Source organism: Kitasatospora sp. NPDC022785, from assembly GCF_055561295.1.
Window position 1 is genome coordinate 543613 of sequence record NZ_JBVHHB010000001.1, and the last position, 23622, is coordinate 567234.

Annotated in this window: 22 protein-coding genes and 1 pseudogene; 14 read left to right on the top strand and 9 right to left on the bottom strand. The window is 73.0% G+C overall.

Features of this window, described 5'->3' with window-relative positions:
* Positions 1-101 precede the first annotated feature (101 nt).
* From ACZ3YO_RS02355 to ACZ3YO_RS02380, 6 genes are all read left to right on the top strand, one after another.
* A complete protein-coding gene (locus ACZ3YO_RS02355) occupies positions 102-743 on the top strand; it encodes a TetR/AcrR family transcriptional regulator (protein ID WP_465548313.1) in 642 nt (213 codons plus the stop codon).
* 61 nt (positions 744-804) lie between these two features.
* Entirely contained in the window at positions 805-2814 is a 2010-nt protein-coding gene (locus ACZ3YO_RS02360; RefSeq protein ID WP_465563712.1) for a protein kinase domain-containing protein, read from the top strand.
* A 59-nt stretch (positions 2815-2873) separates the two neighbouring features.
* The gene (locus ACZ3YO_RS02365; RefSeq protein WP_465563715.1) at positions 2874-3047 is read left to right on the top strand and encodes a hypothetical protein; all 174 of its coding nucleotides are present in this window, start codon (positions 2874-2876) and stop codon (positions 3045-3047) included.
* Positions 3048-3053: 6 nt separating this feature from the next.
* Positions 3054-3464, top strand: coding sequence for a (2Fe-2S) ferredoxin domain-containing protein (locus tag ACZ3YO_RS02370; protein WP_396319187.1), 411 nt, complete (start codon positions 3054-3056; stop codon positions 3462-3464).
* Positions 3465-3662: 198 nt separating this feature from the next.
* Positions 3663-3914, top strand: coding sequence for a hypothetical protein (locus ACZ3YO_RS02375; protein WP_465563718.1), 252 nt, complete (start codon positions 3663-3665; stop codon positions 3912-3914).
* A gap of 230 nt (positions 3915-4144) precedes the next feature.
* Positions 4145-5812 carry a purple acid phosphatase family protein gene (locus tag ACZ3YO_RS02380; protein ID WP_465563720.1) on the top strand — a complete coding sequence of 556 codons (1668 nt, stop codon included), beginning with the start codon at positions 4145-4147 and terminating at the stop codon, positions 5810-5812.
* A gap of 258 nt (positions 5813-6070) precedes the next feature.
* Here the strand turns inward: ACZ3YO_RS02380 and ACZ3YO_RS02385 are convergent, their stop codons facing one another.
* Positions 6071-6553, bottom strand: coding sequence for a peroxiredoxin (locus ACZ3YO_RS02385; protein ID WP_405359475.1), 483 nt, complete (start codon positions 6551-6553; stop codon positions 6071-6073).
* Positions 6554-6880: 327 nt separating this feature from the next.
* Between ACZ3YO_RS02385 and ACZ3YO_RS02390 the strand changes: the two genes are divergently transcribed.
* Positions 6881-7969, top strand: a complete 1089-nt coding sequence (locus tag ACZ3YO_RS02390) for a sugar ABC transporter substrate-binding protein (protein ID WP_465563723.1) — start codon at positions 6881-6883, stop codon at positions 7967-7969.
* 54 nt (positions 7970-8023) lie between these two features.
* Here the strand turns inward: ACZ3YO_RS02390 and ACZ3YO_RS02395 are convergent, their stop codons facing one another.
* Together ACZ3YO_RS02395 and ACZ3YO_RS02400 are read right to left on the bottom strand one after the other, a co-directional pair.
* On the bottom strand, positions 8024-8356 hold the full coding sequence (locus ACZ3YO_RS02395; protein ID WP_465548308.1) for a YnfA family protein: 333 nt from the start codon (positions 8354-8356) through the stop codon (positions 8024-8026).
* A 56-nt stretch (positions 8357-8412) separates the two neighbouring features.
* Entirely contained in the window at positions 8413-9627 is a 1215-nt protein-coding gene (locus ACZ3YO_RS02400) for a pyridoxal phosphate-dependent aminotransferase (RefSeq protein WP_465563726.1), read from the bottom strand.
* Positions 9628-9724: 97 nt separating this feature from the next.
* Here ACZ3YO_RS02400 and ACZ3YO_RS02405 point away from each other — a divergent pair.
* Both ACZ3YO_RS02405 and ACZ3YO_RS02410 read left to right on the top strand, forming a co-directional pair.
* A pseudogene (locus tag ACZ3YO_RS02405) lies at positions 9725-10141 on the top strand (winged helix-turn-helix transcriptional regulator); the annotation flags it as partial.
* Positions 10142-10472: 331 nt separating this feature from the next.
* A complete protein-coding gene (locus tag ACZ3YO_RS02410) occupies positions 10473-11216 on the top strand; it encodes an SGNH/GDSL hydrolase family protein (protein WP_465564172.1) in 744 nt (247 codons plus the stop codon).
* A gap of 73 nt (positions 11217-11289) precedes the next feature.
* Here ACZ3YO_RS02410 and ACZ3YO_RS02415 read toward each other — a convergent pair whose 3' ends face one another.
* The gene (locus ACZ3YO_RS02415) at positions 11290-12903 is read right to left on the bottom strand and encodes a DUF2079 domain-containing protein (RefSeq protein WP_465563729.1); all 1614 of its coding nucleotides are present in this window, start codon (positions 12901-12903) and stop codon (positions 11290-11292) included.
* A gap of 303 nt (positions 12904-13206) precedes the next feature.
* Here ACZ3YO_RS02415 and ACZ3YO_RS02420 point away from each other — a divergent pair, with 303 nt between their 5' ends.
* Positions 13207-14097 (top strand): pentapeptide repeat-containing protein, encoded by an 891-nt coding sequence (locus ACZ3YO_RS02420; protein ID WP_465563732.1) that lies wholly within the window; start codon positions 13207-13209, stop codon positions 14095-14097.
* Positions 14098-14150: 53 nt separating this feature from the next.
* Here ACZ3YO_RS02420 and ACZ3YO_RS02425 read toward each other — a convergent pair whose 3' ends face one another.
* Entirely contained in the window at positions 14151-14882 is a 732-nt protein-coding gene (locus tag ACZ3YO_RS02425; protein ID WP_465563734.1) for a tyrosine-protein phosphatase, read from the bottom strand.
* A 252-nt stretch (positions 14883-15134) separates the two neighbouring features.
* Between ACZ3YO_RS02425 and ACZ3YO_RS02430 the strand changes: the two genes are divergently transcribed.
* Both ACZ3YO_RS02430 and ACZ3YO_RS02435 read left to right on the top strand, forming a co-directional pair.
* Complete coding sequence (locus tag ACZ3YO_RS02430; RefSeq protein ID WP_465563736.1) at positions 15135-15986, top strand: LLM class flavin-dependent oxidoreductase; 852 nt, start codon at positions 15135-15137, stop codon at positions 15984-15986.
* Between the two features lie 327 nt (positions 15987-16313).
* Positions 16314-16952, top strand: coding sequence for a tetratricopeptide repeat protein (locus ACZ3YO_RS02435; RefSeq protein ID WP_465563739.1), 639 nt, complete (start codon positions 16314-16316; stop codon positions 16950-16952).
* Between the two features lie 46 nt (positions 16953-16998).
* On the opposite strand, the gene ACZ3YO_RS02440 is transcribed toward ACZ3YO_RS02435, so the two are convergent.
* The gene (locus ACZ3YO_RS02440; protein WP_465563742.1) at positions 16999-17907 is read right to left on the bottom strand and encodes an aminoglycoside phosphotransferase family protein; all 909 of its coding nucleotides are present in this window, start codon (positions 17905-17907) and stop codon (positions 16999-17001) included.
* Positions 17908-17970: 63 nt separating this feature from the next.
* Here ACZ3YO_RS02440 and ACZ3YO_RS02445 point away from each other — a divergent pair, with 63 nt between their 5' ends.
* Together ACZ3YO_RS02445 and ACZ3YO_RS02450 are read left to right on the top strand one after the other, a co-directional pair.
* On the top strand, positions 17971-18561 hold the full coding sequence (locus ACZ3YO_RS02445) for a hypothetical protein (protein ID WP_465563745.1): 591 nt from the start codon (positions 17971-17973) through the stop codon (positions 18559-18561).
* 127 nt (positions 18562-18688) lie between these two features.
* The gene (locus ACZ3YO_RS02450) at positions 18689-21190 is read left to right on the top strand and encodes a Tex family protein (protein WP_465563748.1); all 2502 of its coding nucleotides are present in this window, start codon (positions 18689-18691) and stop codon (positions 21188-21190) included.
* A 73-nt stretch (positions 21191-21263) separates the two neighbouring features.
* Here the strand turns inward: ACZ3YO_RS02450 and ACZ3YO_RS02455 are convergent, their stop codons facing one another.
* From ACZ3YO_RS02455 to ACZ3YO_RS02465, 3 genes are all read right to left on the bottom strand, one after another.
* A complete protein-coding gene (locus ACZ3YO_RS02455) occupies positions 21264-21689 on the bottom strand; it encodes an SHOCT domain-containing protein (RefSeq protein ID WP_465563751.1) in 426 nt (141 codons plus the stop codon).
* A gap of 112 nt (positions 21690-21801) precedes the next feature.
* A complete protein-coding gene (locus tag ACZ3YO_RS02460; RefSeq protein ID WP_396319171.1) occupies positions 21802-22377 on the bottom strand; it encodes an NUDIX domain-containing protein in 576 nt (191 codons plus the stop codon).
* 61 nt (positions 22378-22438) lie between these two features.
* On the bottom strand, positions 22439-23572 hold the full coding sequence (locus ACZ3YO_RS02465; RefSeq protein WP_465548296.1) for a type III polyketide synthase: 1134 nt from the start codon (positions 23570-23572) through the stop codon (positions 22439-22441).
* Positions 23573-23622 lie beyond the last annotated feature (50 nt).

The window sequence follows — 23622 nt, forward strand, 5'->3', positions numbered from 1 at the left end:
TCAGAAGTGGAGTTCCGTTCTAGATAAATTCTCCAGTTCTGCTCTATGCTGGCCGAGTTGGCGGTCGAGGCCGTGGTGTGACGGGTCGAGCGGAGGCGGACATGCCCCCCAAGCAGCAGCGGGGCGAGGCCACCGTGGAGTTGCTGTTGACCAGTGCGTTGCGGGTGTACGCGCAGGCAGGCCAGCAGGGGTTCACGGTCACCGCGGTCACCGCGGCGAGCAGGGTCAGCCCGGGCAGCCTCTACCACCACTTCGGGAGCTTCGACGGCCTGGCCGCCGCGCTCTACATCCGGTGCATGGAGCAGCTGTTCGACGAGATGATCGTCGCGCTGCAGCGCAGCCGTACCGCGCGCACCGGCGTGCGGGCGCTCGTCCAGGCCTATCTGCGCTTCACCGAGGAGCACCGGGACGCCGCCCTCTTCCTGCACGCCTCCGCCTACTCCGGTTACCTCGCCGCCCGGGCCGAGCAGATCAAGGCCGCCAAGACGGCCAAGCTGGCGGTGATCGGCGCCTGGATGCAGCCCCGGATGGAGCGGGGCGAGATCCTGCCCGTCCCCGGCCCGCTGGTCGAGGTCCTGGTGATGGGACCGGTCGCGGAGGCGGCCCGCCGCTGGCTGTCCGACACCTACGAGTTGGACCTCGGTGAGGTCGCGCGGATCCTGCCGGAGAGCATCTGGCGTTCGCTGCGGCCCGACCGGCCCGGCACGACCGGTGCCGACGGGGCCGAGGGTGGGGAAGACTGATGGCGGGACGAGCTGAGTCATGGACGACCCGTCGGGGCGGGGATTCGCGAGAGGGCAGGTTATGACTGGTCGGGGGGCCGTACTCGGAGGTCGCTACAGACTGACCGAGTGGATCGGCGGCGGGGGCATGGGTGCCGTCTGGCGCGCCGACGACCGAATACTGGGGCGGCAGGTCGCGGTCAAGGTCCTGCACGCGGGGCTGCTGGAGGAGGGGACGTTCGCCCGGCGGTTCCGGCGCGAGGCCCAGCTGCTCGCGGCGATCAGCCACCCGGGCATCGTGGAGGTCCACGACTACGGGGAGAGCGGTGGCGCGGACGAGGGCGGCGCCCAGGGCGAGCGGATCGCCTACATCGTGATGGAGCTCGTCGAGGGGCGTCCGCTGGACAAGGTCCTCGCCGAGGGCGGTCCGATGGCGCCGGAGCTGGCCCTGGGCCTGCTCGCGACGGCGCTCGACGCCCTGCACGCCGCGCACCAGCAGGAGATCGTGCACCGCGACGTCAAGCCGTCCAACCTGATGCTGGGCGCGGACGGCCGGGTGACGGTGACGGACTTCGGCATCGCGCGGGCGCTCGTGAGCACCACGCTCACGGCGACCAACGTGGTGATCGGCACCGCCCTGTACATGGCGCCCGAGCAGGCCGGGGGCGGGGGCGTCACACCCGCCTCCGACCTCTACTCGATCGGCGTGGTCTGCTACGAACTGCTCACCGGCTCACCGCCGTTCACCGGCGAGAGCGTGGTCGAGGTCGCTCTCAAGCACGTCCAGCAGCCGGCGCCGGAGCTGCCGGAGGAGTTCCCGCGGGAGGTACGGGAGTTCGTGGCGCGGGCCCTGGCCAAGCAGCCCGGCGACCGGTTCGCCGACGCGGCTGCCATGGCGGCCGCGGCACGGGCAGCGGTCGGCGACCGGTCGGTGCCGGTCGCGGCGGTCGTGCGTCCCGTCCCCCCGGCCGCCCCCGAGGCCCCGGCGGCCGGCGCCGCAGGCGTCGAGGTCGCCAGGGTGGAGCCCCGGACCAGCCCCGAGCCCGCCGCGCGCCGGACGTGGCGTCGCTTCCTGGTGCCGATCGTCGTCCCGGTGGTCGTCACCACGAGTGCCGCCACCGTCCTGCTGGTCGAGCGGGGGCCGTTCCAGTCGCAGGCACAGACCCCCGGCGGGCAGCCCGTTGCCTCGGTGTCGGCGCCCGCGGTCAGCGGCCCGTCGACGGCCGGCACGCCGCCGACCGAGCCGGCCCCGACCACGCCACCGGCGGGGGAGCCGACGCCGGGCACGCCGCCGACGGCGCAGCCCGAGGCCACCCCGGCGCCGAACAGCGATGGTCAGCCCGTGGCGCCGGCTCCGAACGCCGGTGGCCAGCCCGTGGCCCCGGCGCCGAAGCCCGGTGGCGGGGCGGCGGCGGGCGGCACCGGGTCGTCGGGTGGTTCCGGCGGATCGGGCGGCACCGCGCCGAAGACGGGCGGCAGCGGCGGCGGAGGCAGCAGCGCCGGGGGCGGCAACGCGGGTGGCGGGAACGCGGGTGGCGGGGGTGCACCCGCACCCAACCAGCCGCCCCCGCCCGCCCCGGCGCCCACCCAGCCCGCCCCGTCGGCGCCCGCCCCCAACCAGCCGCCGTCCAACCCGCCGGCCTCCAAACCGCCGACGCCGACCGTGCCGCCCGGGTGCGGTGGCGCGAACTGGGGCGCCATCGTCAACGTGGCCGACGGCCAGCAGCTCGGCCTGGCCACCGACAGCCCGTCGGCGGGCGCGGCGGCCGTCATGGGCGGGACGACCGCCTACGGCTGGGTGCGCTCGGCGCCGGACCCGGGCGGCTGGTACCAGATCTACCCGTGCAACCTGAGCAGCCCGGCCCTCGTCCAGGACACCGACTTCTCGAACCAGTCGAGCCAGAAGGTGCTGCTCTCGTCGGGGTTCAGCTTCATGAAGAGCTGGTCCGTGGTCGGCGCGGGCGCCTCGGGCACCTACTACCTCAAGAACTACATGGGGTCGACCTGCCTGACCGACAACGGCGCGGGCGCGCAGGTCACCATGACCACCTGCACCCCGGGCAACAAGTACCAGCAGTGGCGGATCCCCTGAGCCGTCGAGCCGGTCGGGCGGCGGCCCGGCGCCGGCCGCCGGGTGCGGAGGGTCGCCCGGTGACCGCCCGGGCGTTCGGCACCGTGCCGGCGGCCCGGGTCGTGGCAGGTACGCTGCCGTTGCCGCTCGGCGTCGCCGGGCACGAGGGCTCCACCGTGATCGTCGGCCGCAACGGCCTGCGGTTGCCGCGCGATCGGGCGTGGCAACGGGCCCTGCCGAACGAGGAGGGGTGAGAGGCGATGAGCCGTCGGGACCGTGAGCGTGCCGGGACGAAGGGGCCGGCCGCCCCGGTGACCGTCACCGTCTGCCGGGGCTGCTGCTGCGGCACCCAGGAGAAGCACCCCGGCGTCGACCACGCCGGCCAGTACGAGCGGCTGCGCGAGGCGGTCGGCGCGGCGGGCAAGGTCCGGGCCGTCAAATGCCTGGACGCGTGCGCGCACTCCAACGTCGTGGTGGTCGGCCCGTCCAGCGAGGGCCGCGCGGCGGGCGGCCGCCCGGTCTGGCTGGGCTGGGTGCTGGCGGACGACATGGTCGAGGAGGTGGCCGAGTGGGTGCACGCCGGCGGCCCCGGCCTCGCCGAGCCGCCCGGGCTGCTCGACCTCCAGCAGATCAGCGTCTCCCGCCGGGTGCGGGACGGCCTGCCGGGCTGAGCCGGTGCTGCGTTGTACGGACGGCAGGTCGTCCGGCGCCGGACGCGGGCGGGCCGCTGCCGGCCGCGGGACACCCGGTGCCGATCGCGGGCCGGCCCGTGCCGGCCGCCGGCTGATCGCGGGCCGGTTCCGGGGCGGTCCGCGCGGTTGGCCGGGGCACTACCATTTCCTGGGGCGCCCCGGCTTGGGAGGAATCACGTGACCACGGTCTGCCGTATCTGCGCGGGCACCGGCCGTACCGCCGGGCTCAGCTGCCGCACCTGCCAGGGCACCGGCACCACCGAGGTCGGCGGCGGGGGCGGCAACTGCTTCCTCTGTGACGGCACCGGCGTCTACGTCCGCTACCGGGTCGACGCGGCCGGTGCCAAACACGCCTACCGCGACGAGATCTGCCGCACCTGCGACGGCACCGGCAACCGCGCCCCCTCCACCTGGGACGAGACCTCCTGACCGGCTGACGGCGTGACCGCCCGGCCGGGCTGACGGCGTGACGAGCTGAACGGCCGGCACGTGCGGGTGCGTCAGGGACCGGGCCGGGAGGGATGATCCCGGCCGGTCGGCACACGCACCGAGGCTTTGCCGAAGCATGGTCGAACATTGGCGTTCGACTGACCGGCACGCCGGTGCCCGTTCACCGCGCGTCCGTGTGCGGTCTACACACCGCTGGAAGAGTCCCGCCCATGGATATCCCCAACATGGGCGTGCCCGCGAAGCTCGCCGACCGCATGAGCATGGCCGAGCAGCACGAGTACCTGCGGGCCCGCTTCTCCCGCCGCCGGATGCTGCGCGCCGGCGCCGTCACCGTCGGCGCGCTGGCGGTGGGCGGTGCGCTGGGCAGCGGCACCGCGACCGCCGCGCCGGCCTCCCCGCAGCTGCTGACGGGCGGCACGGCCGACGGCGTCGACGGATCGCTGGTCGCCCCGATCGGCCGTCACCTCGCCTTCGGCCCCGAGCCGGACACCCAGTTCCGGGTCTCCTGGCAGGTCCCGGCCCCGGTGAAGAAGCCGTTCCTGCGCTACGGCCGGCACCCGTGGGACCTCAGCCAGAAGGTCCAGGCCGAGGTGCGCGCCCTGCACACCCCCGCGCTGACCCCGACCGGCCAGCCGGTGGACCAGTACTACCTGCACGTGGCGCTGGAGGACCTCCAGCCCGACACCACCTACTACTACGGTGTCGGCCACCAGGGCTTCGACCCCGCCTCGCAGCAGGCGATCTCCACCCTCAGCACCTTCCGCACCGCGCCCTCGCGCGACCACCGCTGGGGCAAGGTGTACGAGCCGTTCACGTTCACCGCCTTCGGCGACCAGGGCGTCAGCGCGCACGCGGCCGGCAACGACCACGTCATCCTGGCCCAGAACCCGGCCTTCCACCTGCACGCCGGCGACATCTGCTACGCCGACCCGGCCGGCTCCGGCACGGACCCGGACAAGTCGGTCTACAACGCCCGTACCTGGGACGACTTCCTCGTCCAGACCGAGACCGTGGCGTCGAAGGTGCCGTGGATGGTCTCCTACGGCAACCACGACATGGAGGCCTGGTACTCGCACAACGGGTACGGCGGCGAGAACAACCGCTTCTACCTGCCGGACAACGGCCCGGACCCGCGGACCGTCCCCGGGGTCTACAGCTTCCGCTACAAGAACGTCGGCGTCATCTCGCTGGACGCCAACGACGTCTCGTACGAGATCCCGGCCAACCTGGGCATCTCGGCGGGCCGGCAGACCAAGTGGCTGCAGCGGACCCTCAAGGACCTGCGGAACGACGAGACCGTCGACTTCATCGTGGTCTTCTTCCACCACTGCGCCTTCTCCACCACCCACCAGCACGCCTCCGAGGGCGGCGTCCGCGAGGCCTGGGTGCCGCTGTTCGAGAAGTACCGGGTGGATCTGGTGATCAACGGTCACAACCACGTCTACGAGCGCACCGACGCGATCCTCGGCAACAAGGTCTCCAAGGCGGTGCCGAGCGGCGCCACCGTCGAGCCCGCCACCGACGGCGTCGTCTACGTGACGGCGGGCGCGGCCGGCCGCAGCCTTTACAGCTTCGACGCCCCCGACACCTACGAGGGTCACGAGCACCGCCTCGACTCGGTGGACACCTTCCACTTCGCCAAGGGCGGGGTGAAGGTGACCGAGAAGGTCGAGTGGTCCCGGGTCCGCTACACCGGCTACTCCTTCATCAAGGTCGACGTCACCCCGGCCCACCTGGGCCAGAAGTCGTCCATGAAGGTGACCGCGCTGGCCGAGAACGGCACGCAGGTCGACCACTACACCATCCTGCGCAAGGTCGGCGAGGGCTGGGACAGCAAGACCGACGACGACGGCGAGGGCGGCGGCTGGGGCTGGTAGGCAGCCCGGAGCCGCTCCGGTGGCCCGGCCGGGAACCCCCGGCCGGGCCACCGGCGTATCCGCGTGAGCGGATCACCACCGGCGGATCGGTGTCGGCGGACCAACCGCTCGCGCGGCCCCGCGGGCGGATCGGTGTCGGCGGACCAACCGCTCGCGCGGCCCCGCGGGCGGATCGGTGTCGGCGGCCCAACCGCTCGCGCGGCCCCGCCGGTGGATCAGGGTCGGCGGACCAGCCGCTCGAACGGCCCCGCCGGTGGATCAGAGGGAGGCCAGCTGCTCCGCGAGGGTGTCGCTGTGCTGGAAGGTCAGCCCGGCCAGGGCGACGTGCTTCCAGCGGACCGTGCCGTCGCCGTCCAGGACGAACACCGACCGGCGCAGCCCGAGCCCGGGCACCGCGATGCCGTACGCGCGGACCACCGTCCGCTCCGGGTCGGCGAGCAGCGGGAAACCGAGGCGGTGCTTGCGGGCGAACTGCTCGTGGCTGTCCAGCCCCTGGGGGCTGATGCCCCACACGGTGGCGCCGAGCCCGCGGAACCGGTCCAGGTCGGAGCTGTACGAGCAGAGCTGCTTCGTGCAGACCGGGGTGTCGTCGCCCGGGTAGAAGACCAGCACCAGCGGGCTGCCCTTCGCCTCGGCGAGCCGGTACTCGCGGCGCTCGGCGGTGCCGCTCTGCTCGTCCAGCAGCAGTCCGGGCAGGGTGAACTCGGGCGCGGGGGCGCCCACCTCGGGTGGTTTCGCCATCGTCGTCTCGTCCTTCGCTAGCGGCGGCGCGGTCGCGCCCACCCTATGTCCGGCCGGCGCCGGGAAGACGGCCCGGCCGGCAGCCTCCCGAGGTCCGCGGATTCCGCCCCGATGGCCTTTCCCTGTTGAAGAGTTGATGTATACGGGTGGCGGTGTCGTGACCGCCATTGTCACTGTCTGCGCTGATGTCCGCACGATCTTCACTTCATAACGAATCGAGCAGCTGGATAACGAGTTGTCCATTCAGTTATTGACGGGAGTGCCAGTCGGGGATTGACTCCGTCCTCTGCCGCAACGCCGCGGCGCAGTCAGGAGGCACGCCCCACCATGAAGAGAACGACCCGTCGCGCGGCCGCAGGCACGGCAGCCGTGTCGCTGGCCCTCGCCCTCGCAGCCTGCGGCCAGAGCGACGGAGGAACCCGGTCCGACGGTGTGGGGAGCACGACCGTCGGTCTGCTGCTGCCCGAGAAGACGTCCTCCACCCGGTACGAGGCCTTCGACAAGCCGCTGATCGAGTCCACGGTCGGGTCGCTGTGCACCGGGTGCGTCGTCGACTACGCCAACGCGGACGGCAACGAGGCCGCCCAGAAGCAGCAGTTCGACGACCTGCTGGCCAAGGGCGTCAAGGTCATCCTGCTCGACCCGGTGAACGCCAAGGTCACCGCTCCCTGGGTCGAGGCCGCCGCCGCCAAGGGCGCGAAGGTCATCGCCTACGACCGGCTGGCCGAGGGCAAGGTCGCCGCGTACGTCTCCTTCGACAACCAGCGCACCGGCGAGATCCAGGGCCAGGCCCTGCTGGAGGCGCTCGGCCCGAAGGCCTCCGCCGCCTCGGTCGTGATGATCAACGGCGCCGAGTCCGACCCCAACGCGGCGATGTTCAAGGCCGGCGCGCACCGGGCGCTCGATGAGAAGGTCAAGAAGATCGTCTACGAGCAGTCCGGCGAGTGGAAGCCGGAGGTGGCCACGGCGAAGATGAACGAGGCCATCCGTACCCTCGGCAAGGACGGCTTCCAGGCCGTGTACGCCGCCAACGACGGCATGGCCGCCTCCGTCATCGAGGCGCTGAAGGCGGCCGGGATCAGGAACGTCCCGGTCGGCGGCCAGGACGCCTCCCTCGACGCGGTGCGCCGGGTGATCTCGGGCGAGCAGACCTACACCGTCTACAAGCCGTACAAGCCGGAGACGGACGCCGCGGGGAGTATCGCCGTCCAGCTGCTGAAGGGCATGGACATCAGCTCCTCCGCCAGTGCGGCGGTCGACAGCGGCGGGCTGCGCATTCCCGCGCTGCTGCTCACCCCGATCGTGGTGACCAAGGCGAAGGTGCAGGCCACGGTGGTCGGCGGCGGCCTGTACAAGGCCACCGAGATCTGCACCCCGCAGTACGCGGACGCCTGCGCGGCGGCCGGCGTCAAGTAGCGGGCAGGCAGGCAGGCGGGCGGTGTCGGGGGCCGGCGCCGCCCGCCCGGCCGGTCAGCGGCGGGGGCCGTACATGATCACGGCGACCCCGGCCAGGCAGATCAGCGCCCCGGCCACGTCGTAGCGGCTCGGCCGGAACCCGTCCACCGCCACGCCCCAGAGCAGCGAGCCGGCCACGAAGACGCCGCCGTACGCGGCCAGCACCCGGCCGAAGTGACTGTCCGGCTGAAGCGCGGCGACGAAGCCGTACCCGCCGAGCACCACCACCCCGATCCCGGCCAGCCACCACGGCCGGGACTCGCGCACGCTCTGCCAGACCAGCCAGCAGCCGCCGATCTCGGCGAGCGCGGCGAGGGCGAACAGGGCGGCGGAGCGAAGGACGGTCATGGCCGCCAAGCCTACGAGTCGTACGGGTTGCCCCGGTCGGAACCGGCGGCGGGGCGTCAGACCTGGCGGTAGCTGGTGAGGAAGCGGCCGATGCGGTTGATCGCCGTCTCCAGGTCGTCGGCGCGGGGGAGGGTGACGAAGCGGAAGTGGTCCGGCCGGGGCCAGTTGAAGCCGGTGCCCTGGACGACGTGGATCTTCTCGCGGAGCAGCAGGTCCAGCACGAACTGCTCGTCGTCGACGATCCTGTGTACGGCCGGGTCCAGCTTGGCGAACGCGTACAGCGCACCCTTGGGCTTGACGCAGCTGACGCCGGGGATCTCGTTGAGCGCCTTGAACGCGACGTCGCGCTGCTCGGCGAGCCTGCCGGTGGGCAGCACGAGGTCGTTGATGGACTGATGGCCGCCGAGCGCGGCCTGGACGGCGTACTGGGCCGGGACGTTGGGGCAAAGCCGCATGCCGGAGAGCATGGTGAGCCCCTCCAGGTAGTCCGAGGCGAGCTGCTTGGGCCCGGAGACGACCAGCCAGCCGCTGCGGAAGCCGGCCACCCGGTAGGACTTGGAGAGGCCGTTGAAGGTGAGGGTGAGCACGTCCTCGGCGAGGGCGGCCAGGCAGTGGTGCTCGGTGCCGTCGTAGAGGATCTTGTCGTAGATCTCGTCGGCCAGGACCATCAGGTGGTGCCGGCGGGCGAGGTCGAGGATGCCCTCCAGCAGCTCCTTCGGGTAGACCGCGCCGGTCGGGTTGTTGGGGTTGATGACGACGATGGCCTTGGTGCGAGCGGTGATCTTGGCCGCGATGTCGTCGAGGTCGGGGTACCACTCGGCCTGCTCGTCGCACGCGTAGTGGACGGCCTTGCCGCCGGCCAGCCGGACCACGGCCGTCCAGAGCGGGTAGTCCGGCATCGGGACGAGCACCTCGTCGCCGTCGTCCACCAGCGCCGTGACGGCCATCTGGATCAGCTCGGAGACGCCGTTGCCGAGGTAGACGTCGTTGACGGTGACCCCGTTGACGCCGCGCTGCTGGTAGTACTGCACGACGGCGCGACGGGCCGGCAGGATGCCGCGGGAGTCGCTGTAGCCGTGCGCGTTGGGCAGGTTGCGGATGATGTCCTGGATGATCTCTTCCGGCGCCTCGAAGCCGAACGTCGCCGGGTTCCCCGTGTTCAGCCGCAGCACGCTGTGCCCGGCCTCCTCCAGGGCGTTGGCCCGGTCGACCACCGGGCCCCGGATCTCGTAACACACGTCCGTCAGCTTGCTGGACTGCCGAAACTCCATCTGCGGCCTCCCGACCGTCACCCCGCATGGTTCCTGGTTGCTTTGTTCTACCAAGTAAGCACTTGGAAAGTCCAACCTTTTGGCTATGCTGATCCACATGTCACGCCGAAGCTACGACCAGTACTGCGCCGTCGCCCGCGCCCTGGACGCGGTGGGGGAGCGCTGGAGCCTCCTGATCGTCCGTGAACTCCTGGCCGGCCCGCGCCGCTACACGGACCTGCACGCCGACCTCCCCGGCGTCTCCACCGACATCCTCGCCGCGCGGCTCAAGCAGCTGGAGGGCGAAGGCCTGGTCCTGCGCCGTCGGCTGGAACGCCCCGCCAACGCCACCGTCTACGAGCTCACCGAGCGCGGCGCGACGCTGCGTCAGGTGGTCGACGCACTGGGGGTCTGGGGCCTCGGAGCCCTCGGCGAGCAGCGGCCGACGGACGCGGTGCGCGCGCACTGGGTCACGGGGGCGGTCGCGGAACGGCGGGCAGTGGCAGAGGCCGGGCGCCAACCGGCAGGAGCCGGGCACGAGTCGACCGCTGCCACGGTGGTGCCGGCGGGTTAGGCCCGCCGGGGAGGCGTTCACCGTGAAGACGCCCTTCGAGGCGCCGACGGCCTGACGGCCGCGGTGGTCCCACGGCCGGGGCGGGCGGGCGCCCGCCGGGCCGGAAGAGGGGGAGGCCTGCCGCGGCGAGCCGGGGCCCTGCGCGTACGATCGTCGGGCCATGGAGAACACAGCGGAGAAGAGCGCGCGCACCGCGCCCACGACCCCCACCGGAGACCCCGCTCACGCCGGTCACACCGGCCACACGGGCTACGCCAGTTACCTCGCCCTCGGGGACTCCTTCACCGAGGGCATGTGCGACGAGCTGCTCCCCGACGGCCACTACCGCGGCTGGGCCGACCGGGTCGCCGACCGCCTCGCCGCCGAGCAGCCCGCCGGTGCCTTCCGGTACGCCAACCTCGCCGTCCGGGGCAAGCTCATCGGCCAGATCCACGACGAGCAGCTGCCCGCCGCCACCGCGATGGGCGCCGAACTGGTCACCCTGGCCGGCGGCCTCAACGACGTGCTGCGCCCGCGCTGCGACATCGCCCGGGTCGAGGACCTGCTCGGACGCTCCGCCACCGCGCTGCGCGCCACCGGCGCGACCGTGGTGATGTTCACCAGTACCGACCCCACCCGGCGGATGGCCGGCAGCGCCCGGCTCCTCCCGGCGATCCTGCGGATGAAGGCCTTCGTGCACGAGCTCGGCCAGGACCCGGGCATCGCGGTGGTCGACCTGTTCTCCGCGCCCTGCTTCGACGACCGCCGGCTCTGGGCCGAGGACCGCCTGCACTTCTCGCCCGAGGGCCACCGCCGGGTCGCCGAGGCGGTGCTGGAGTCGCTCGGCCGTCCGGCCTCGTCCGACTGGCGCGCCCCGCTGCCGGCCGCCGCGCCGCGCAGCCGCACCGAGAAGCTGGCCGCCGACGCCCGCTGGGCCCGCACCCACCTCGGCCCCTGGGTCGGCCGCCGCCTCACCGGGCGCTCCTCCGGCGACGGCCGGCCGCCGAAGCGCGCCGAGCTGCTGCCGTACGAGTCGCGCGAGCCGTCGGAGGGCTGAGTCCGGATCTCCCGCGGTCCGGTGGACCGGCCCGGGCGGTCCGGTGGGCCGGCCTTCGGGCGGTCCGGGTGGGTCAGCCGCGGAAGAGGTTGTGCCCCACGTCGCTCGGCACCTCGTCCTGGTACGGGGTGCTGCCCGGCCCGGGGACGTGCTCGCCGGGCACCGGCTCGGAGCTCTCCCGGTGCAGCAGCACGACGCCGTCCTCGGCCCAGATCTGCCGGTAGCCGTGCGCCAGCAGCAGCTCGATCCGGGCCGCCTGCTCGCGGTCGGTCTTGAACGGGAACGCGCGCTTGTCCGAGCGGATCAGCACGTACTCGCGCCCGCGCGGCTTCTCGTCCACCAGCACGACGTCGGTACGGGCGGAGAGCCGCGGCGCGGCCTGGTTGTCGGCCTCGACGGTGGCGCCGTCCGGAATCTGCCCGGCACCCCGGAGCAGTGCCGCCCCGCTGGGCTTCGCCTCCCAGTAGGCGGGGACGAACAGGTTCGCCGCCCCCAGCGGCAGCGCCGCCGCGACCGTCACGGCCGCCGCCGCCACGCCGAGCCGGCGGGTCAGCGCGCCGGCGTGGCAGCGGCCCAGCACCTCCAGCGCGGCCACCAGCAGGATCGGCCAGAGGAACGCGTCGTAGTGCCGGGCGATCGACCAGTGGTTCGGGTTGCTGGAGAGCACCCGCTCCGCGAGCAGCGGGACGGCGCAGAGCACCGTCGCCGAGCGGAGGGGGAGGAGGAACAGGGTGCCGAAGATCCAGAGCAGCAGCAGCGGCTTGAGCGGCGCGTCGAACAGCGTGGAGAAGAGGAGGGTCGGGTCGCCGAGGACGTTGGAGACCGCGGAGCCGCCGTCCTCGCCCAGCGACTGGTAGTTCCAGTAGTAGCCCGGCACCCCGCCCATCGCCGGGATCAGCCAACCGATCGCGACCGCGGCCGCCAGCGGCCCGCCCAGCAGGAGACCGGCGCCCCAGCGGGCGGTCTGCCGGCGGCGCCGACGGTCCTCGTCCCGGCGGGCCCGCAGGAGCAGGACCAGCCCGTACGCGCCGACCGCGAGGCCCATGTCCTCCTTGGTGCAGCAGAGCAGCAGCCCGGCCAGCGCGGCCGTGCCGTAGCGGCGGGCCATCCCGCGCTCCAGCATCAGCAGGGTGAGCGGCACGGCGAACGCCACCTCGTGGAACCCGCCGCGCGAGGCCACCAGCAGCGGCCAGCCCAGCCCGTACGCGAGCCCCGCCAGGTCGGCGGCGCGGCGGGCGGTCCGCGGGTCGGCGTCGGCGAAGCAGCGGTCCGCCACCCGGCGGATCAGCGGCACGCCGGCCGCGAAGCAGAGCGCCTGGCCGAGCAGGAGGGAGCGCGGGTCGTCCCAGAGCCAGTAGAGCGGTGCCATCAGCGCGATCACCGGCGAGAAGTGGTCGCCGAGGAGTGAGAAGCCCGGGGGGAACTCGTGGTGGAAGCTCTTCAGCGACGACACCGGCAGACCGAAGTGCGCGTAGCCGCGTACGCCCTGGTCGAAGATGCCGAGGTCGAAGCCGCCCAACTGGAGGGTGGTCCACTGCTGGGCGGCGATGCCGAGGCAGACCGCGAAGCAGAGCAGGGTGAGGGCGGCGGTGCGGGCGCGGGGGGAGAAGCGGGGGCTCGCGGCCGGCGCAGCCGGGACGCCGGTGTCCTCGGTGTCCGGGTACGCCGCCACGTCGTGCCGGGACATGCCTGCTCTCCTCCAGTGATCGGTTGCCGACCGGTTGGCGATCGGGCGCTGATCGGTGGCTCCGGGTGTCTCCGGTGCCCCCGATTTCCGTACAGACCGAACCGACACCGGCCGACCACACTAACGGACTGCTCTGAGCGGGCCGCCGGTTCCCGGGTGAGCGGGCCCCTGGTTCCCGGTCCGCCGCGGGCGCGGTGGTGGTGTCGGTACGCTCTACCGGGGCCCCGGACCAGCCGGGCGCCCGTCGTCCGGAGGAACCCCAGCACAGTGACCGAGCCCACGCCTGTTTCCCCGACTGCGCCCGTGCCCGCGCCGCTGAACCTGCTGTCCGACTGCGGGAGCTGCTTCGGGCTGTGCTGTGTCGCGCTGCCGTTCGCGGCCGGCGCCGACTTCGCCGTCGACAAGTCCGCCGGCACCCCCTGCCGCAACCTCCGGACGGACTTCGGCTGCGGCATCCACGCCCAGCTGCGCGACCGGGGCTTCCAGGGCTGCACCGTCTACGACTGCTTCGGCGCCGGCCAGCACGTCTCGCAGGTCACCTACGGCGGCCGGAGCTGGCGTGAGGAGCCGGCGGACGCGCAGCAGATGTTCGAGGTGTTCCCGGTGGTCCGGCAGCTGCACGAGCTGCTCTGGTACCTCACCGAGGCGCTCGCCTTCGCCCCGGCCCGCCCCCTCCACGCCGAACTGCGCCGGGCCCTGGAGGAGACCGGGAGGCTCGCCGCCGGCACGCCCGAGGAGATCCTCGCGGTCGACGTCCCCGCGCACCGGCAGGGCGTGGCCGAGCTGCTGCTCAAGGCGAGCGAACTCGTCCGCGCCGCCGTCCCCCGCCGACGCGAGCACCGCGGCGCCGACCTGTTCGGCGCCCGCCTGCGCGGCGCGGACCTGCGCGGCGCCAACCTGCGCGGTGCCCTGCTGGTCGCCGCCGACCTCTCCGGCGCGGACCTGCGCCTCGCCGACCTGATCGGCGCGGACCTGCGCGACGCCAACCTCGCGGGCGCCGACCTCACCGAGGCGCTCTTCCTCACCCAGGCCCAGCTCAACGCCGCGCGCGGCGACGCCACCACCCGGCTGCCGGAGTCGCTCACCCGCCCCGGCCACTGGCCCGCCACGGCGACCGCTGCCGCGGCCCACCCCGGCCGCAAGCAGCAGGCCGGCGGCCGGCCCGCCCGGTCGGGGCGCCCCCGCCGGCGCTGAGCGCCGGGGGCGGCCGGTCGACCCCGGCCTGGTCCGCTACCGGGCCTGGTCCGCTAGCCGGCGAGCAGTCGCTCGCGCAGGTCGCCGATCAGCTCCTCGCCGATGCCGAGTTTCCCGGTGGCATAGGCGCGCACCGAGCCGTGGGCGCGGGTCAGATCGGCGAGCACGTGCCGGATCACGTCCTCCGGTGCGCGCCCGAACCCCGGCCAGCGCAGCGCGCGCCCGGGGTTGGAGGCGTGCCAGTCGGCCACCAGCTGCGGGGTGGCCAGCTCGGTGAGCGCGAAGTCCGCGGCCACGTCGTCCTCGGAGACCCCGACCAGGGTGAGCACCAGTGCGGCGATCAGCCCTGTGCGGTCCTTGCCCGAGGCGCAGTGGAACACCACCGGTCGGTCGGCCGCGGCGATCACCTCCAGCACCTCCCGGATCTCCACCACCCCGTCCTCGGCCACCTCGGCGAACCGGTCGGCCAGGTACCGCCAGGGGTCGAGCTCCGGGTCGATCTCGGCCTGGTCGTACGGCCGGTGCTCGATCGAGAGGTTGTGGTACGCCACCCCGTCCAGCTCGGCTATCCGCCCCCGGCGGGCGATCTCCCAGGGGTAGCGCAGGTCGATCACGGTCCCGACGCCGAGCGCCCGGAACCGTTCCAGGTCGTCGGGGGAGGAGAGCTTCCCGAGCGAGTCCGAGCGGTAGAGCCGGCCCCAGCGGGTCGACCGGCCGTCAGCTGTCGAGTAGCCGCCCAGGTCACGGAAGTTGCAGAGGCCGTCGAAGGCGAGGTGGCGTGTCATGCCCGCACCCTATCGAGCGCCTCCACGCCAACTCCCGGGCCGGGAAGTCGAACCGGCCGGCTACCCGCCCCGGGACCTGTTCCGGAAAAGGCGTTGCCCGGTGGTGGCCGCCGTGCGTAGGGTGGCCGCACTCTGACGAGATCAACGCTCTCTGGAACGAACGCCGCAGAACGGGAGCAAGCCCGCGCACAGCGCGCGGTGCCACGGAGGGGCGGTACGCACATTCCGCATGCCCTCCGGAGGTCTCACCCCATGAAGATCGGCCTCGGCCTTCCCGTCGACGACCCCGCCCGGCTGCTCACCTGGGCCCGGCGCGCGGACGCGGGCCCGTTCAGCACGCTCGGCCTGCTCGACCGGCTCGTCTACGACAACCCCGAACCGCTGGTCACCCTCGCCACCCTGGCCGGAGCGACGTCCCGCATCCGCGTCCAGACCGAGGTGCTGATCGCGCCCCACCACAACACCGCGCTGCTCGCCAAACAGACCGCGACCCTCGACCGCCTCTCCGGCGGCCGGCTCACCCTCGGCATCGGCGTCGGCGGCCGTGAGGACGACTGTCGCGCTGCCGGTATCGACCTGCGCCGTCGCGGCCGCCGCCTCGACGAGCAGATGGCCCTGCTACGAAGGGCCTGGTCCGGTGAGCCGTACGGCGAGGAGATCGGCCCCATCGGGCCCACGCCCGCGACGCCCGGCGGCCCGGAGGTGCTGTTCGGCGGCTTCGCACCGGCGGCGATCGAACGGGTCGGCCGGTTCGGGGACGGCTTCCTCGGCGCCGCGCTGCCTCCGCGGATCATGGACGGCCTGTACCGGCAGGCCGAGGCGGCCTGGGAGCGGCACGAGCGCCCCGGCCGGCCACGGCTGGTCGCCCAGACGTCCGTGGCGCTCGGCCCGGAGGCCACGGTCGAGAGCGCCCGCCGCAACCTCCACGACTACTACGCCTTCACCGGCCGCGCCGAGTACATGGCCAACAGCCTGCTCACGACGCCGGAGGCGATCCGGACGACGGTGGAGGGCTACCGCGCCATCGGGGCCGACGAGGTGGTGCTGTACTGCTGGGCCTCGGACGCCGACCAGGTCGACCGGCTCGCCGACGCACTGTTCTGACGGTCGGGGCCACCCGGGCGGTTCGCTTTCCGCGCGCCGCCCGGGGCCACCCACACCGTGCTCCGTCCGCGCGTGCCCGGACACCTCCTGATCGACGTGCCGTTCGGGCACTCGGCCCTGCCCGGTCTCCTTATCGAGGTGTACGACCCGGGCCTACCTGTGCCCGGTCGGCTGCTCGGACTTCCAGGTGACTTGGGCCCCGGGCTCCGATTCGTTCGCGGACTCTCCTCCGCCTGGGGACACGAGCTGAGCGAGGGTGACCTCACCACCATCCTCCTCTGGGCCCGGCCCGACCCGCCATCCTGCTCAACGCATAGGCTCACGGCCATGGACGAGCGAATCGAGTGGGCCCAACTTCTCTGCGACCGTGCCACGTTCGGTGGTGAGACGGACGTCCTTCCCACCGCCGACCGCGAGCTGGACGCCGTCGAAGCGGACCTCGCGCTCGCCCGGGGGCGTGTCCTCCACGCCCGGTTCCTTCAGCAACGCACCGCCGAAGCCGCCGAATTGGCGTTCTTCGAGCGCGCGTCCCACCTCTACCTTGCCCTCGGTGACCAACGCGGCGAGGCCGAGGCAGAGTTCTGGACCGGCGTCTACCACCAGGTGGTCCAGGGGGACCACGACTCCGCCCTCCCCTCCCTCCGCCGCTCGCGCGACCTCGCGACCGCCGCCGGCGACCACCGCACGCTCTCCTACGCGTTGCGCCACCTCGGCATCGCCGCCCACATGGCCGGGGAGCTGGACGACGCCCGCGCCTTGCTGGAGGAGTCCACGCGGCTGCGGCGCGAACTCGGCTTCCCCTCGGGCGTCGCCGCCAACCTGGTCGGGCTCGCGTACCTCACCGCCGGCGAGGGGCGCCCCGGCGAGGCGCTCGCGCTGCTGGACGAGGCCGCCGCCCTCGCCGCCGGCGCCGATGCGAAGGCCGTCCTGCGGTCGGTGGACGAGGCGCGCGCGGCGGTCGGCTGAGGCGGCGGCGGTCCGGAGAATCAACTGCCCGGACCGGTCCCGAAGTTCACACGCTGCGGTCGGCGAGCACCTCGCGGATGACGTGGCGGGAGTTGGCGGCCAGGGACGGGTTGGTGGAGCGGTAGTAGGGGAGTTGGATGAGGGCGATGGAGAGGGCCCAGGCGCGGCCGCGTTCCCAGGTGGCGTCGTCGGTGGCGAGGGCGGCGCGGAAGACGGGGCGGGCGGTGGCGGGCAGGAGGTTCCAGGCGGCGATGAGGTCCACGGTCGGGTCGCCGACGCCCATCAGGCCGAAGTCGATGACGGAGGCGAGCTGTTGGTCGGCCAGCAGGACGTTGCCGGGGGAGAGGTCGCCGTGCATCCATGCGGGCCGCCCGGCGGGTTCGGGGAGGCGAAGCGCCTTGTCCCATAGGGTGGTTGCCGCTTCGGTGTCGATCGTCCCGGTCAGCCGGCCGATCGCGGCGCGGGTGGCGGCGTCCCGGGCGGCGAGCCGGCCGCCGCGGGAGGACGGCGGGGCGCCGGCCGGGTCGGCGGAGCGCAGTGCGGTGACGAACGCGGCGAGGTCCTGGGCGAGCCGCAGGGGTGCGGTGACCGATCCGAGGACCGGGTTGGCGCCGCCGAGCCAGCGCAGCACCGACCACTCCCACGGGTAGCCGGCGGCCGGGCGGCCGTGGGCGAGCGGTTCGGGGATCGGCAGCGGCAGGTGTGGGGCCAGTCGCGGCAGCCACTGCTGCTCACGGGCGATGCTGTCGGCCGCCCAGCTCACCCGGGGCAGCCGGACGGCGAGTTCGGGACCGAGCCGGAACATCGCGTTGTCCGTCCCGGCCGAGGCGACCTGTTCGAGTGGGAGCGTTTTCCACTGCGGGAACTGGGCGGCGAGCAGCCGCCGTACCAGGGCGGCGTCGATGTCCGGTTCGCCGTCGTGCGGGCGGTTGTGCATCCGAGCGGCAGCGCACATGCCCGGCACTGTACCGCCGGGTGCGGCAGTGGTTGGGTGAATTTCGAACACTAGGGTGAGGTCATGAGAGCTGGGTGGGGCCGTAGGGTCATGTGGGGGGCGCTCGGGGGCGCGGTGGCGCTGGGCGCCGCACTACTGGTGGGCCGGCTCCACCGGCGCTCGGGCGGGCTGCTGGTGTTGCGGGAGTGGCTCGACCATCCGCTGCTGTTCGGGACGTTGGTGCTGGCACTGCTCTTCGTGGCACTGGTGTCCGCACGGGGGAAGGTCTGGGCCCGCAGCGTGCTCGGCGTCGTGGTGGTCACGTTGGGCCTGTTCACCGTGCCGTTCTGGTTCCTCTACAGCGTCCTCCCGGACGACCTCACCACGACGCGCAACGAGGCGGCGCCCGGCCGGCCGGACCGCCGCCTGGTGGTCCAGGAGGGTCTGTCGGGATTGGGTCCGGACCCGCTCTACTACGTCTACGTCGACGACGGTTCCGGCCTGGCCACCCGTCGCTGGGAGGTCGCGTTCATCGACGGCGGCTTCAACGGCATCGAGGCGCTCACCTGGACCGGCCCGGACCAGTTGCGCCTGGTGACGGCGGACAAGCAGACCCACCTGATCAGGATCGCCGACAACGGCCGCCCGGAGCCGACCATCAACGACCGCTCCTGACGAACACCCGCACGCGGCAGCCCGCGCCACGCCCGGTGGCGGCGGGTGCGTCCGGGAGGTGTCGCCGGGCAGTGCCAGAATGCAGGGACATACGGGGACAGCAACTCTGGAGAAGGTGACCGGCTTCGTGACCACGCCAGTCGAACAGGTGGCCAAGCAGGCCCAGCAGGCGATCGAGCGGAAGATCGCCGAAGAACTGGGCGTTCGCGACGGGCAGGTGAAGGCGGCGGTCGAGCTGCTGGACGGCGGGGCGACCGTGCCGTTCGTGGCCCGCTACCGCAAGGAGGTCACCGGCTCGCTCGACGACGCGCAACTGCGCACGCTGGAGGAGCGGCTGCGCTACCTGCGCGAGTTGGAGGAGCGCCGTACCGCCGTCCTGGAGTCGATCGGGTCGCAGGGCAAGCTGGACGACGCGCTGCGCGCGCAGATCCTGGCCGCCGACTCGAAGGCGCGGCTGGAGGACATCTACCTGCCGTACAAGCCGAAGCGGCGTACCAAGGCGCAGATCGCCCGCGAGGCCGGGCTGGAGCCGCTGGCCGACACGCTGCTCGCCGACCCGGCGCAGGACCCGGCCGCGCTCGCCGCGACCTACCTGAACGAGTCGGTGGCGGACGCGGCCGCCGCGCTGGAGGGCGCGCGGTCGATCCTGGTCGAGCGGTTCGGCGAGGACGCGGACCTGGTGGGCTCGTTGCGCGAGCGGATGTGGACGCGGGGTCGGGTGGTCGCCACCGTCCGCGAGGGCAAGGAGCAGGACGGCGCCAAGTTCGCCGACTACTTCGACTTCGCCGAGCCGTACACCAAGCTCCCCTCGCACCGGATCCTGGCGATGCTGCGCGGTGAGAAGGAGGAGGTGCTGGACCTCGATCTCTCCCCGTACGACGGTGAGGAGGCCGGGGACCTCCCGGGCGCGAACGACTACGAGCAGCGGATCGCCGCCCGCTTCGGCGTCGCCGACCGCGGCCGCCCGGGCGACAAGTGGCTCGCCGACACCGTGCGTTGGGCGTGGCGCACCCGGATCCTCGTCCGGCTCGGCATCGACCTGCGCGGCCGGCTGCGCCAGGAGGCCGAGGACGAGGCGGTGCGCGTCTTCGCCGCCAACCTGCGTGACCTGCTGCTGGCCGCCCCGGCCGGCACCCGCGCCACGATGGGCCTGGACCCGGGCTTCCGGACGGGCGTGAAGGTCGCGATCGTGGACGCCACCGGCAAGGTGGTCGCGCACGACACGATCTACCCGCACCAGCCGGCCAACAAGTGGGACGCCTCGATCGCCACCCTGGCCGCGTTGGCGAAGAAGCACGCCGTCGACCTGGTGGCGATCGGCAACGGCACCGCCTCGCGGGAGACCGACAAACTCGCCGAGGACCTCATCAAGCGCCACCCGGAGCTGAAGCTGACCAAGGCGATGGTCAGCGAGGCCGGCGCCTCGGTCTACTCGGCGTCCGCGTTCGCCTCGCAGGAGCTGCCGGAGCTGGACGTGTCGATCCGCGGCGCGGTCTCGATCGCCCGCCGCCTCCAGGACCCGCTGGCCGAGCTGGTCAAGATCGACCCCAAGTCGATCGGGGTAGGCCAGTACCAGCACGACCTGAGCGAGGTGAAGCTGTCCCGCTCGCTGGACGCGGTGGTCGAGGACTGCGTCAACGCGGTCGGGGTGGACGTCAACACGGCCTCGGCGCCGCTGCTGACCAGGGTCTCCGGCATCACGGGGACGCTCGCCGACAACATCGTCGCGCACCGGGACGCCAACGGCCCGTTCCGCACCCGCAGGGCGCTCAAGGACGTCGCCCGGCTCGGCCCGAAGGCCTTCGAGCAGTGCGCGGGCTTCCTGCGCATCCCGGACGGCGACGACCCGCTGGACGCGTCCAGCGTGCACCCGGAGGCGTACCCGGTGGTGCGCCGGATCCTGGCCGCGACCGGCGGGGAGCTGCGTGGGCTGATCGGCAACGGCACCGCACTGCGGGCGCTGCGGCCGGGCGACTTCGCCGACGACACGTTCGGTATCCCGACGGTCACCGACATCCTCGGCGAGCTGGACAAGCCGGGCCGTGACCCGCGCCCGGCGTTCCGCACCGCGACCTTCAAGGAGGGCGTCGACAAGATCGGCGACCTGGAGGTGGGCATGGTGCTGGAGGGCGTGGTCACCAATGTCGCGGCCTTCGGCGCCTTCGTGGACGTGGGCGTCCACCAGGACGGGCTGGTGCACGTCTCGGCGCTGTCGAAGACCTTCGTCAAGGACCCGCGCGAGGTGGTCAAGCCCGGTGACATCGTCACCGTCCGGGTGACGACCGTGGACGTGCCGCGCAAGCGGATCGGGCTGACGCTGCGGCTGGACGACGAGGTCGGACGCGAGCGGGGCGGCGACCGCGGCGGCTCCCGGGGTAACGACCGGGGGAATGACCGCGGGAACGACCGGGGCGACCAGGGTGACCGGGGTGCGAGGCAGGGGCGCCCGCCGCGCCAGGACCGGCGTGGTTCGGGCGGTGGCTCGGCCGGCGGCTCCGGCGGCTCCGGCGGCTCCGCCGCGGGCAGCCAGGCTGCGCCGGCCAACAGCGCCATGGCCGACGCGCTGCGCCGGGCCGGGCTGACCGGCGGCTCCGGTTCCGAGGGCGGCCGCCGCTCCGGGCGGCGCTGAGCCCCGCGGAGGACGGCAGACGGCGGGCCGGCGGACGTGCGACGTCCGCCGGCCCGCCGTCGGGTGCGGGAAGTCAGACCAGGAGCTTCTCCTTGGCCTTCTGGTACTCCTCCTCGGTGATGGCGCCGGCGGCCTTGAGGTCGGCCAGCTTGGCCAGGTCCTCGACGTGGCTGCGGCCGCCCCCGCCGCCCGCGGCGCCGCCGCCCTCGGGTGTGTCGGTGGCGGCGTCACGGATGTACGCCTTGAAGGCGGCCTCGCTCTTCTGCGCCTGGGCGACGTCCCGCTCGCCCATCGACTTTCCACGGGCGATGACGTAGACCAGCACGCCGATGAGCGGTATCAGGATCACCAGGATCAGCCAGCCCGCCTTGCCCCAGCCGCTGAGGTCGTGGCTGCGGAAGATGTCCGTGATGATCTTGAACAGCAGGAAGAACCAGAGGATCCAGAGGAACAGCTCCAGCATCGTCCAGAAGATGTTGAGCAGCGGGTAGTTGTCCATGACGCTCCCGTCGGTGCGGACCCGAGTTCAATCGAGTCGTATCACCGCATACCGGACGGTGTGCTGCGCTGTTCGGCCATTCCGGTGACCTTCGGCCCCGACGGGCGTGGGCTCAGCCCGCGGCCGCCCGCTCCCGCAGCTCCACGGCCAGCCCGACCAGCTCGCCCCACCAGGCCTCGTGGCTGCGGACCAGCAGCCGCTGTGCCTCGGCCGGCTCGACCGCCCGCACCTCGACCACCTGCTCGCCGTCGTCCGGGTTGGTCGGCGTGGAGTCCACCGCGACCTCGGCCCAGCCCCAGAGCCAGGCCTTCTCGGGGTGCGGCTGCCACGGCCGGTAGGGCACGGGGTTGTCGGTCACGCAGCGGTGCGCACCCAGCCAGACCGGCTCGCCGAGCAGGCGGGCACCGGCCTCCTCCCGGAGCTCCCGGGTCAGGCAGGACGCGATCGACTCGCCGTGCTCGCGGGTGCCGCCCGGCAGGAACCAGTGGTCGCGGTCGTCCCGGCAGAGCACGATGCGCCCGCCGTCGAAGCCCACGAGGTGGATGTTGGTGACGAGTTCGTCCGGCGGCAGCGCGGTGGAGAACTGGGCGTCGAAGCGCCCCCAGGCCCAGTACTGCGCCGCGTGCAACTTCGGGAACCGGGTCGGCAGGTCCGCCGGCCCGCCGGCTCTCTCGGTGGTGTCCGTCATCTACTGATCATAGTCCTCGGGCCCGCAGCCGGGTCGGTCCGTCGGGCCTCCCGCCGGTGCGTCAGGTCGCGGCCGGAACGCCGAACTTCGGCTGAAGATCGGCGGTGTCGAGGGTGCGCGGACGGTGCGGGATGGCCGCCTCGATCGGGGCTCCGGCCCAACTGCCCAGCGAGATTTCGGCGGTGATGCCCGGGCCGAAGCCGGCGATCAGACCGTGGGTGCCGTCGGCGACGGTGCCCTCCGCGAAGAGGCGGGCCAGCGCGTCGAAGACCACCGCGCTGGCGATGTTGCCGCGTTCGGTGAGCGTGGCCCGGCTGAACCGGAAGGCGGCCGGCTCCAGGCCGAGGAAGTGGCAGAGGTCGTCCAGGATGCGCGGTCCGCCGGCGTGCACGATGTAGAAGCCCAGGCCGGAGACGTCCCAATTGTGCTCGGTGGCGAGCGTGCGCAGGGCCGGGGCCAGCATCTCCATGGTGCCGGGGACGCGCTTGTCGAGCTGGAAGTGGAAGCCGGTGTCCTTGACGCCGTAGGAGATCCAGTCCTCGGTGTGCGGGACGAGGTGCGAGCCGTTGCGCTCGACGTGCACGCCGGTGCCGCCGCGGCCGCGCATCACGGCGGCGGCGATCGCGTCCCCGAACAGGCCGTTGGAGAGCAGTGAGCCGACGCCGAGGTCGGTCGGCTGGTAGCAGAGCGAGCAGAACTCGCAGGCCACGATGAGGACGTTGGCGCCGGGATAGGCGCGGCAGAAGTCGTGCGCGCGGTTGACCGCGGCGCCGCCGGCCGCGCAGCCGAGCTGGGCGATCGGCACCTGCCGGGTGTCGGAGCGGAAGCCCATGGTGTTGATCAGCCAGGCGGTCAGCGAGGGCATCATGAAGCCGGTGCAGGACACGTAGACGATCAGGTCGATGTCGCGGGCGGACAACTCGGCGTATCCGAGGGCGCGTTCGACCACCTCGGGGACGCGGCGCTTGGCCTCGCGCTCGTAGACGGCGTTGCGGGTGGTGAAACCGGGGTGCCGCAGGGTCTCGTCGATGGGCTGGACCAAGTGCCGGGTCCGCACCCCGGTGTTCTCGATCAGCCTCAGCGCAAGCCCGAGTTGGGGGTGGTCGGCGTGCAGGGTGCGGGCCAGGTCGAGGGTCTGGTCGAGGGTGATGACGTGTTCGGGTACGGCGATGGCGGGACGGCAGAGTGTTGCCATGGGTGTGAAGTCTCCCCTGGTGACCCGTGCGGCCGGCGGCCGGCGCGGGC

Bases quoted from the DNA above. Each gene is read 5' to 3' on its own strand.
- ACZ3YO_RS02355 (WP_465548313.1), top strand. From the start codon at position 102: ATGCCCCCCAAGCAGCAGCGGGGCGAGGCCACCGTGGAGTTGCTGTTG.
- ACZ3YO_RS02360 (WP_465563712.1), top strand. From the start codon at position 805: ATGACTGGTCGGGGGGCCGTACTCGGAGGTCGCTACAGACTGACCGAG.
- ACZ3YO_RS02370 (WP_396319187.1), top strand. From the start codon at position 3,054: ATGAGCCGTCGGGACCGTGAGCGTGCCGGGACGAAGGGGCCGGCCGCC.
- ACZ3YO_RS02380 (WP_465563720.1), top strand. From the start codon at position 4,145: ATGGATATCCCCAACATGGGCGTGCCCGCGAAGCTCGCCGACCGCATG.
- ACZ3YO_RS02385 (WP_405359475.1), bottom strand. From the start codon at position 6,553: ATGGCGAAACCACCCGAGGTGGGCGCCCCCGCGCCCGAGTTCACCCTG.
- ACZ3YO_RS02390 (WP_465563723.1), top strand. From the start codon at position 6,881: ATGAAGAGAACGACCCGTCGCGCGGCCGCAGGCACGGCAGCCGTGTCG.
- ACZ3YO_RS02395 (WP_465548308.1), bottom strand. From the start codon at position 8,356: ATGACCGTCCTTCGCTCCGCCGCCCTGTTCGCCCTCGCCGCGCTCGCC.
- ACZ3YO_RS02400 (WP_465563726.1), bottom strand. From the start codon at position 9,627: ATGGAGTTTCGGCAGTCCAGCAAGCTGACGGACGTGTGTTACGAGATC.
- ACZ3YO_RS02410 (WP_465564172.1), top strand. From the start codon at position 10,473: ATGTGCGACGAGCTGCTCCCCGACGGCCACTACCGCGGCTGGGCCGAC.
- ACZ3YO_RS02415 (WP_465563729.1), bottom strand. From the start codon at position 12,903: ATGTCCCGGCACGACGTGGCGGCGTACCCGGACACCGAGGACACCGGC.
- ACZ3YO_RS02425 (WP_465563734.1), bottom strand. From the start codon at position 14,882: ATGACACGCCACCTCGCCTTCGACGGCCTCTGCAACTTCCGTGACCTG.
- ACZ3YO_RS02430 (WP_465563736.1), top strand. From the start codon at position 15,135: ATGAAGATCGGCCTCGGCCTTCCCGTCGACGACCCCGCCCGGCTGCTC.
- ACZ3YO_RS02435 (WP_465563739.1), top strand. From the start codon at position 16,314: ATGGACGAGCGAATCGAGTGGGCCCAACTTCTCTGCGACCGTGCCACG.
- ACZ3YO_RS02440 (WP_465563742.1), bottom strand. From the start codon at position 17,907: ATGTGCGCTGCCGCTCGGATGCACAACCGCCCGCACGACGGCGAACCG.
- ACZ3YO_RS02445 (WP_465563745.1), top strand. From the start codon at position 17,971: ATGAGAGCTGGGTGGGGCCGTAGGGTCATGTGGGGGGCGCTCGGGGGC.
- ACZ3YO_RS02455 (WP_465563751.1), bottom strand. From the start codon at position 21,689: ATGGACAACTACCCGCTGCTCAACATCTTCTGGACGATGCTGGAGCTG.
- ACZ3YO_RS02460 (WP_396319171.1), bottom strand. From the start codon at position 22,377: ATGACGGACACCACCGAGAGAGCCGGCGGGCCGGCGGACCTGCCGACC.
- ACZ3YO_RS02465 (WP_465548296.1), bottom strand. From the start codon at position 23,572: ATGGCAACACTCTGCCGTCCCGCCATCGCCGTACCCGAACACGTCATC.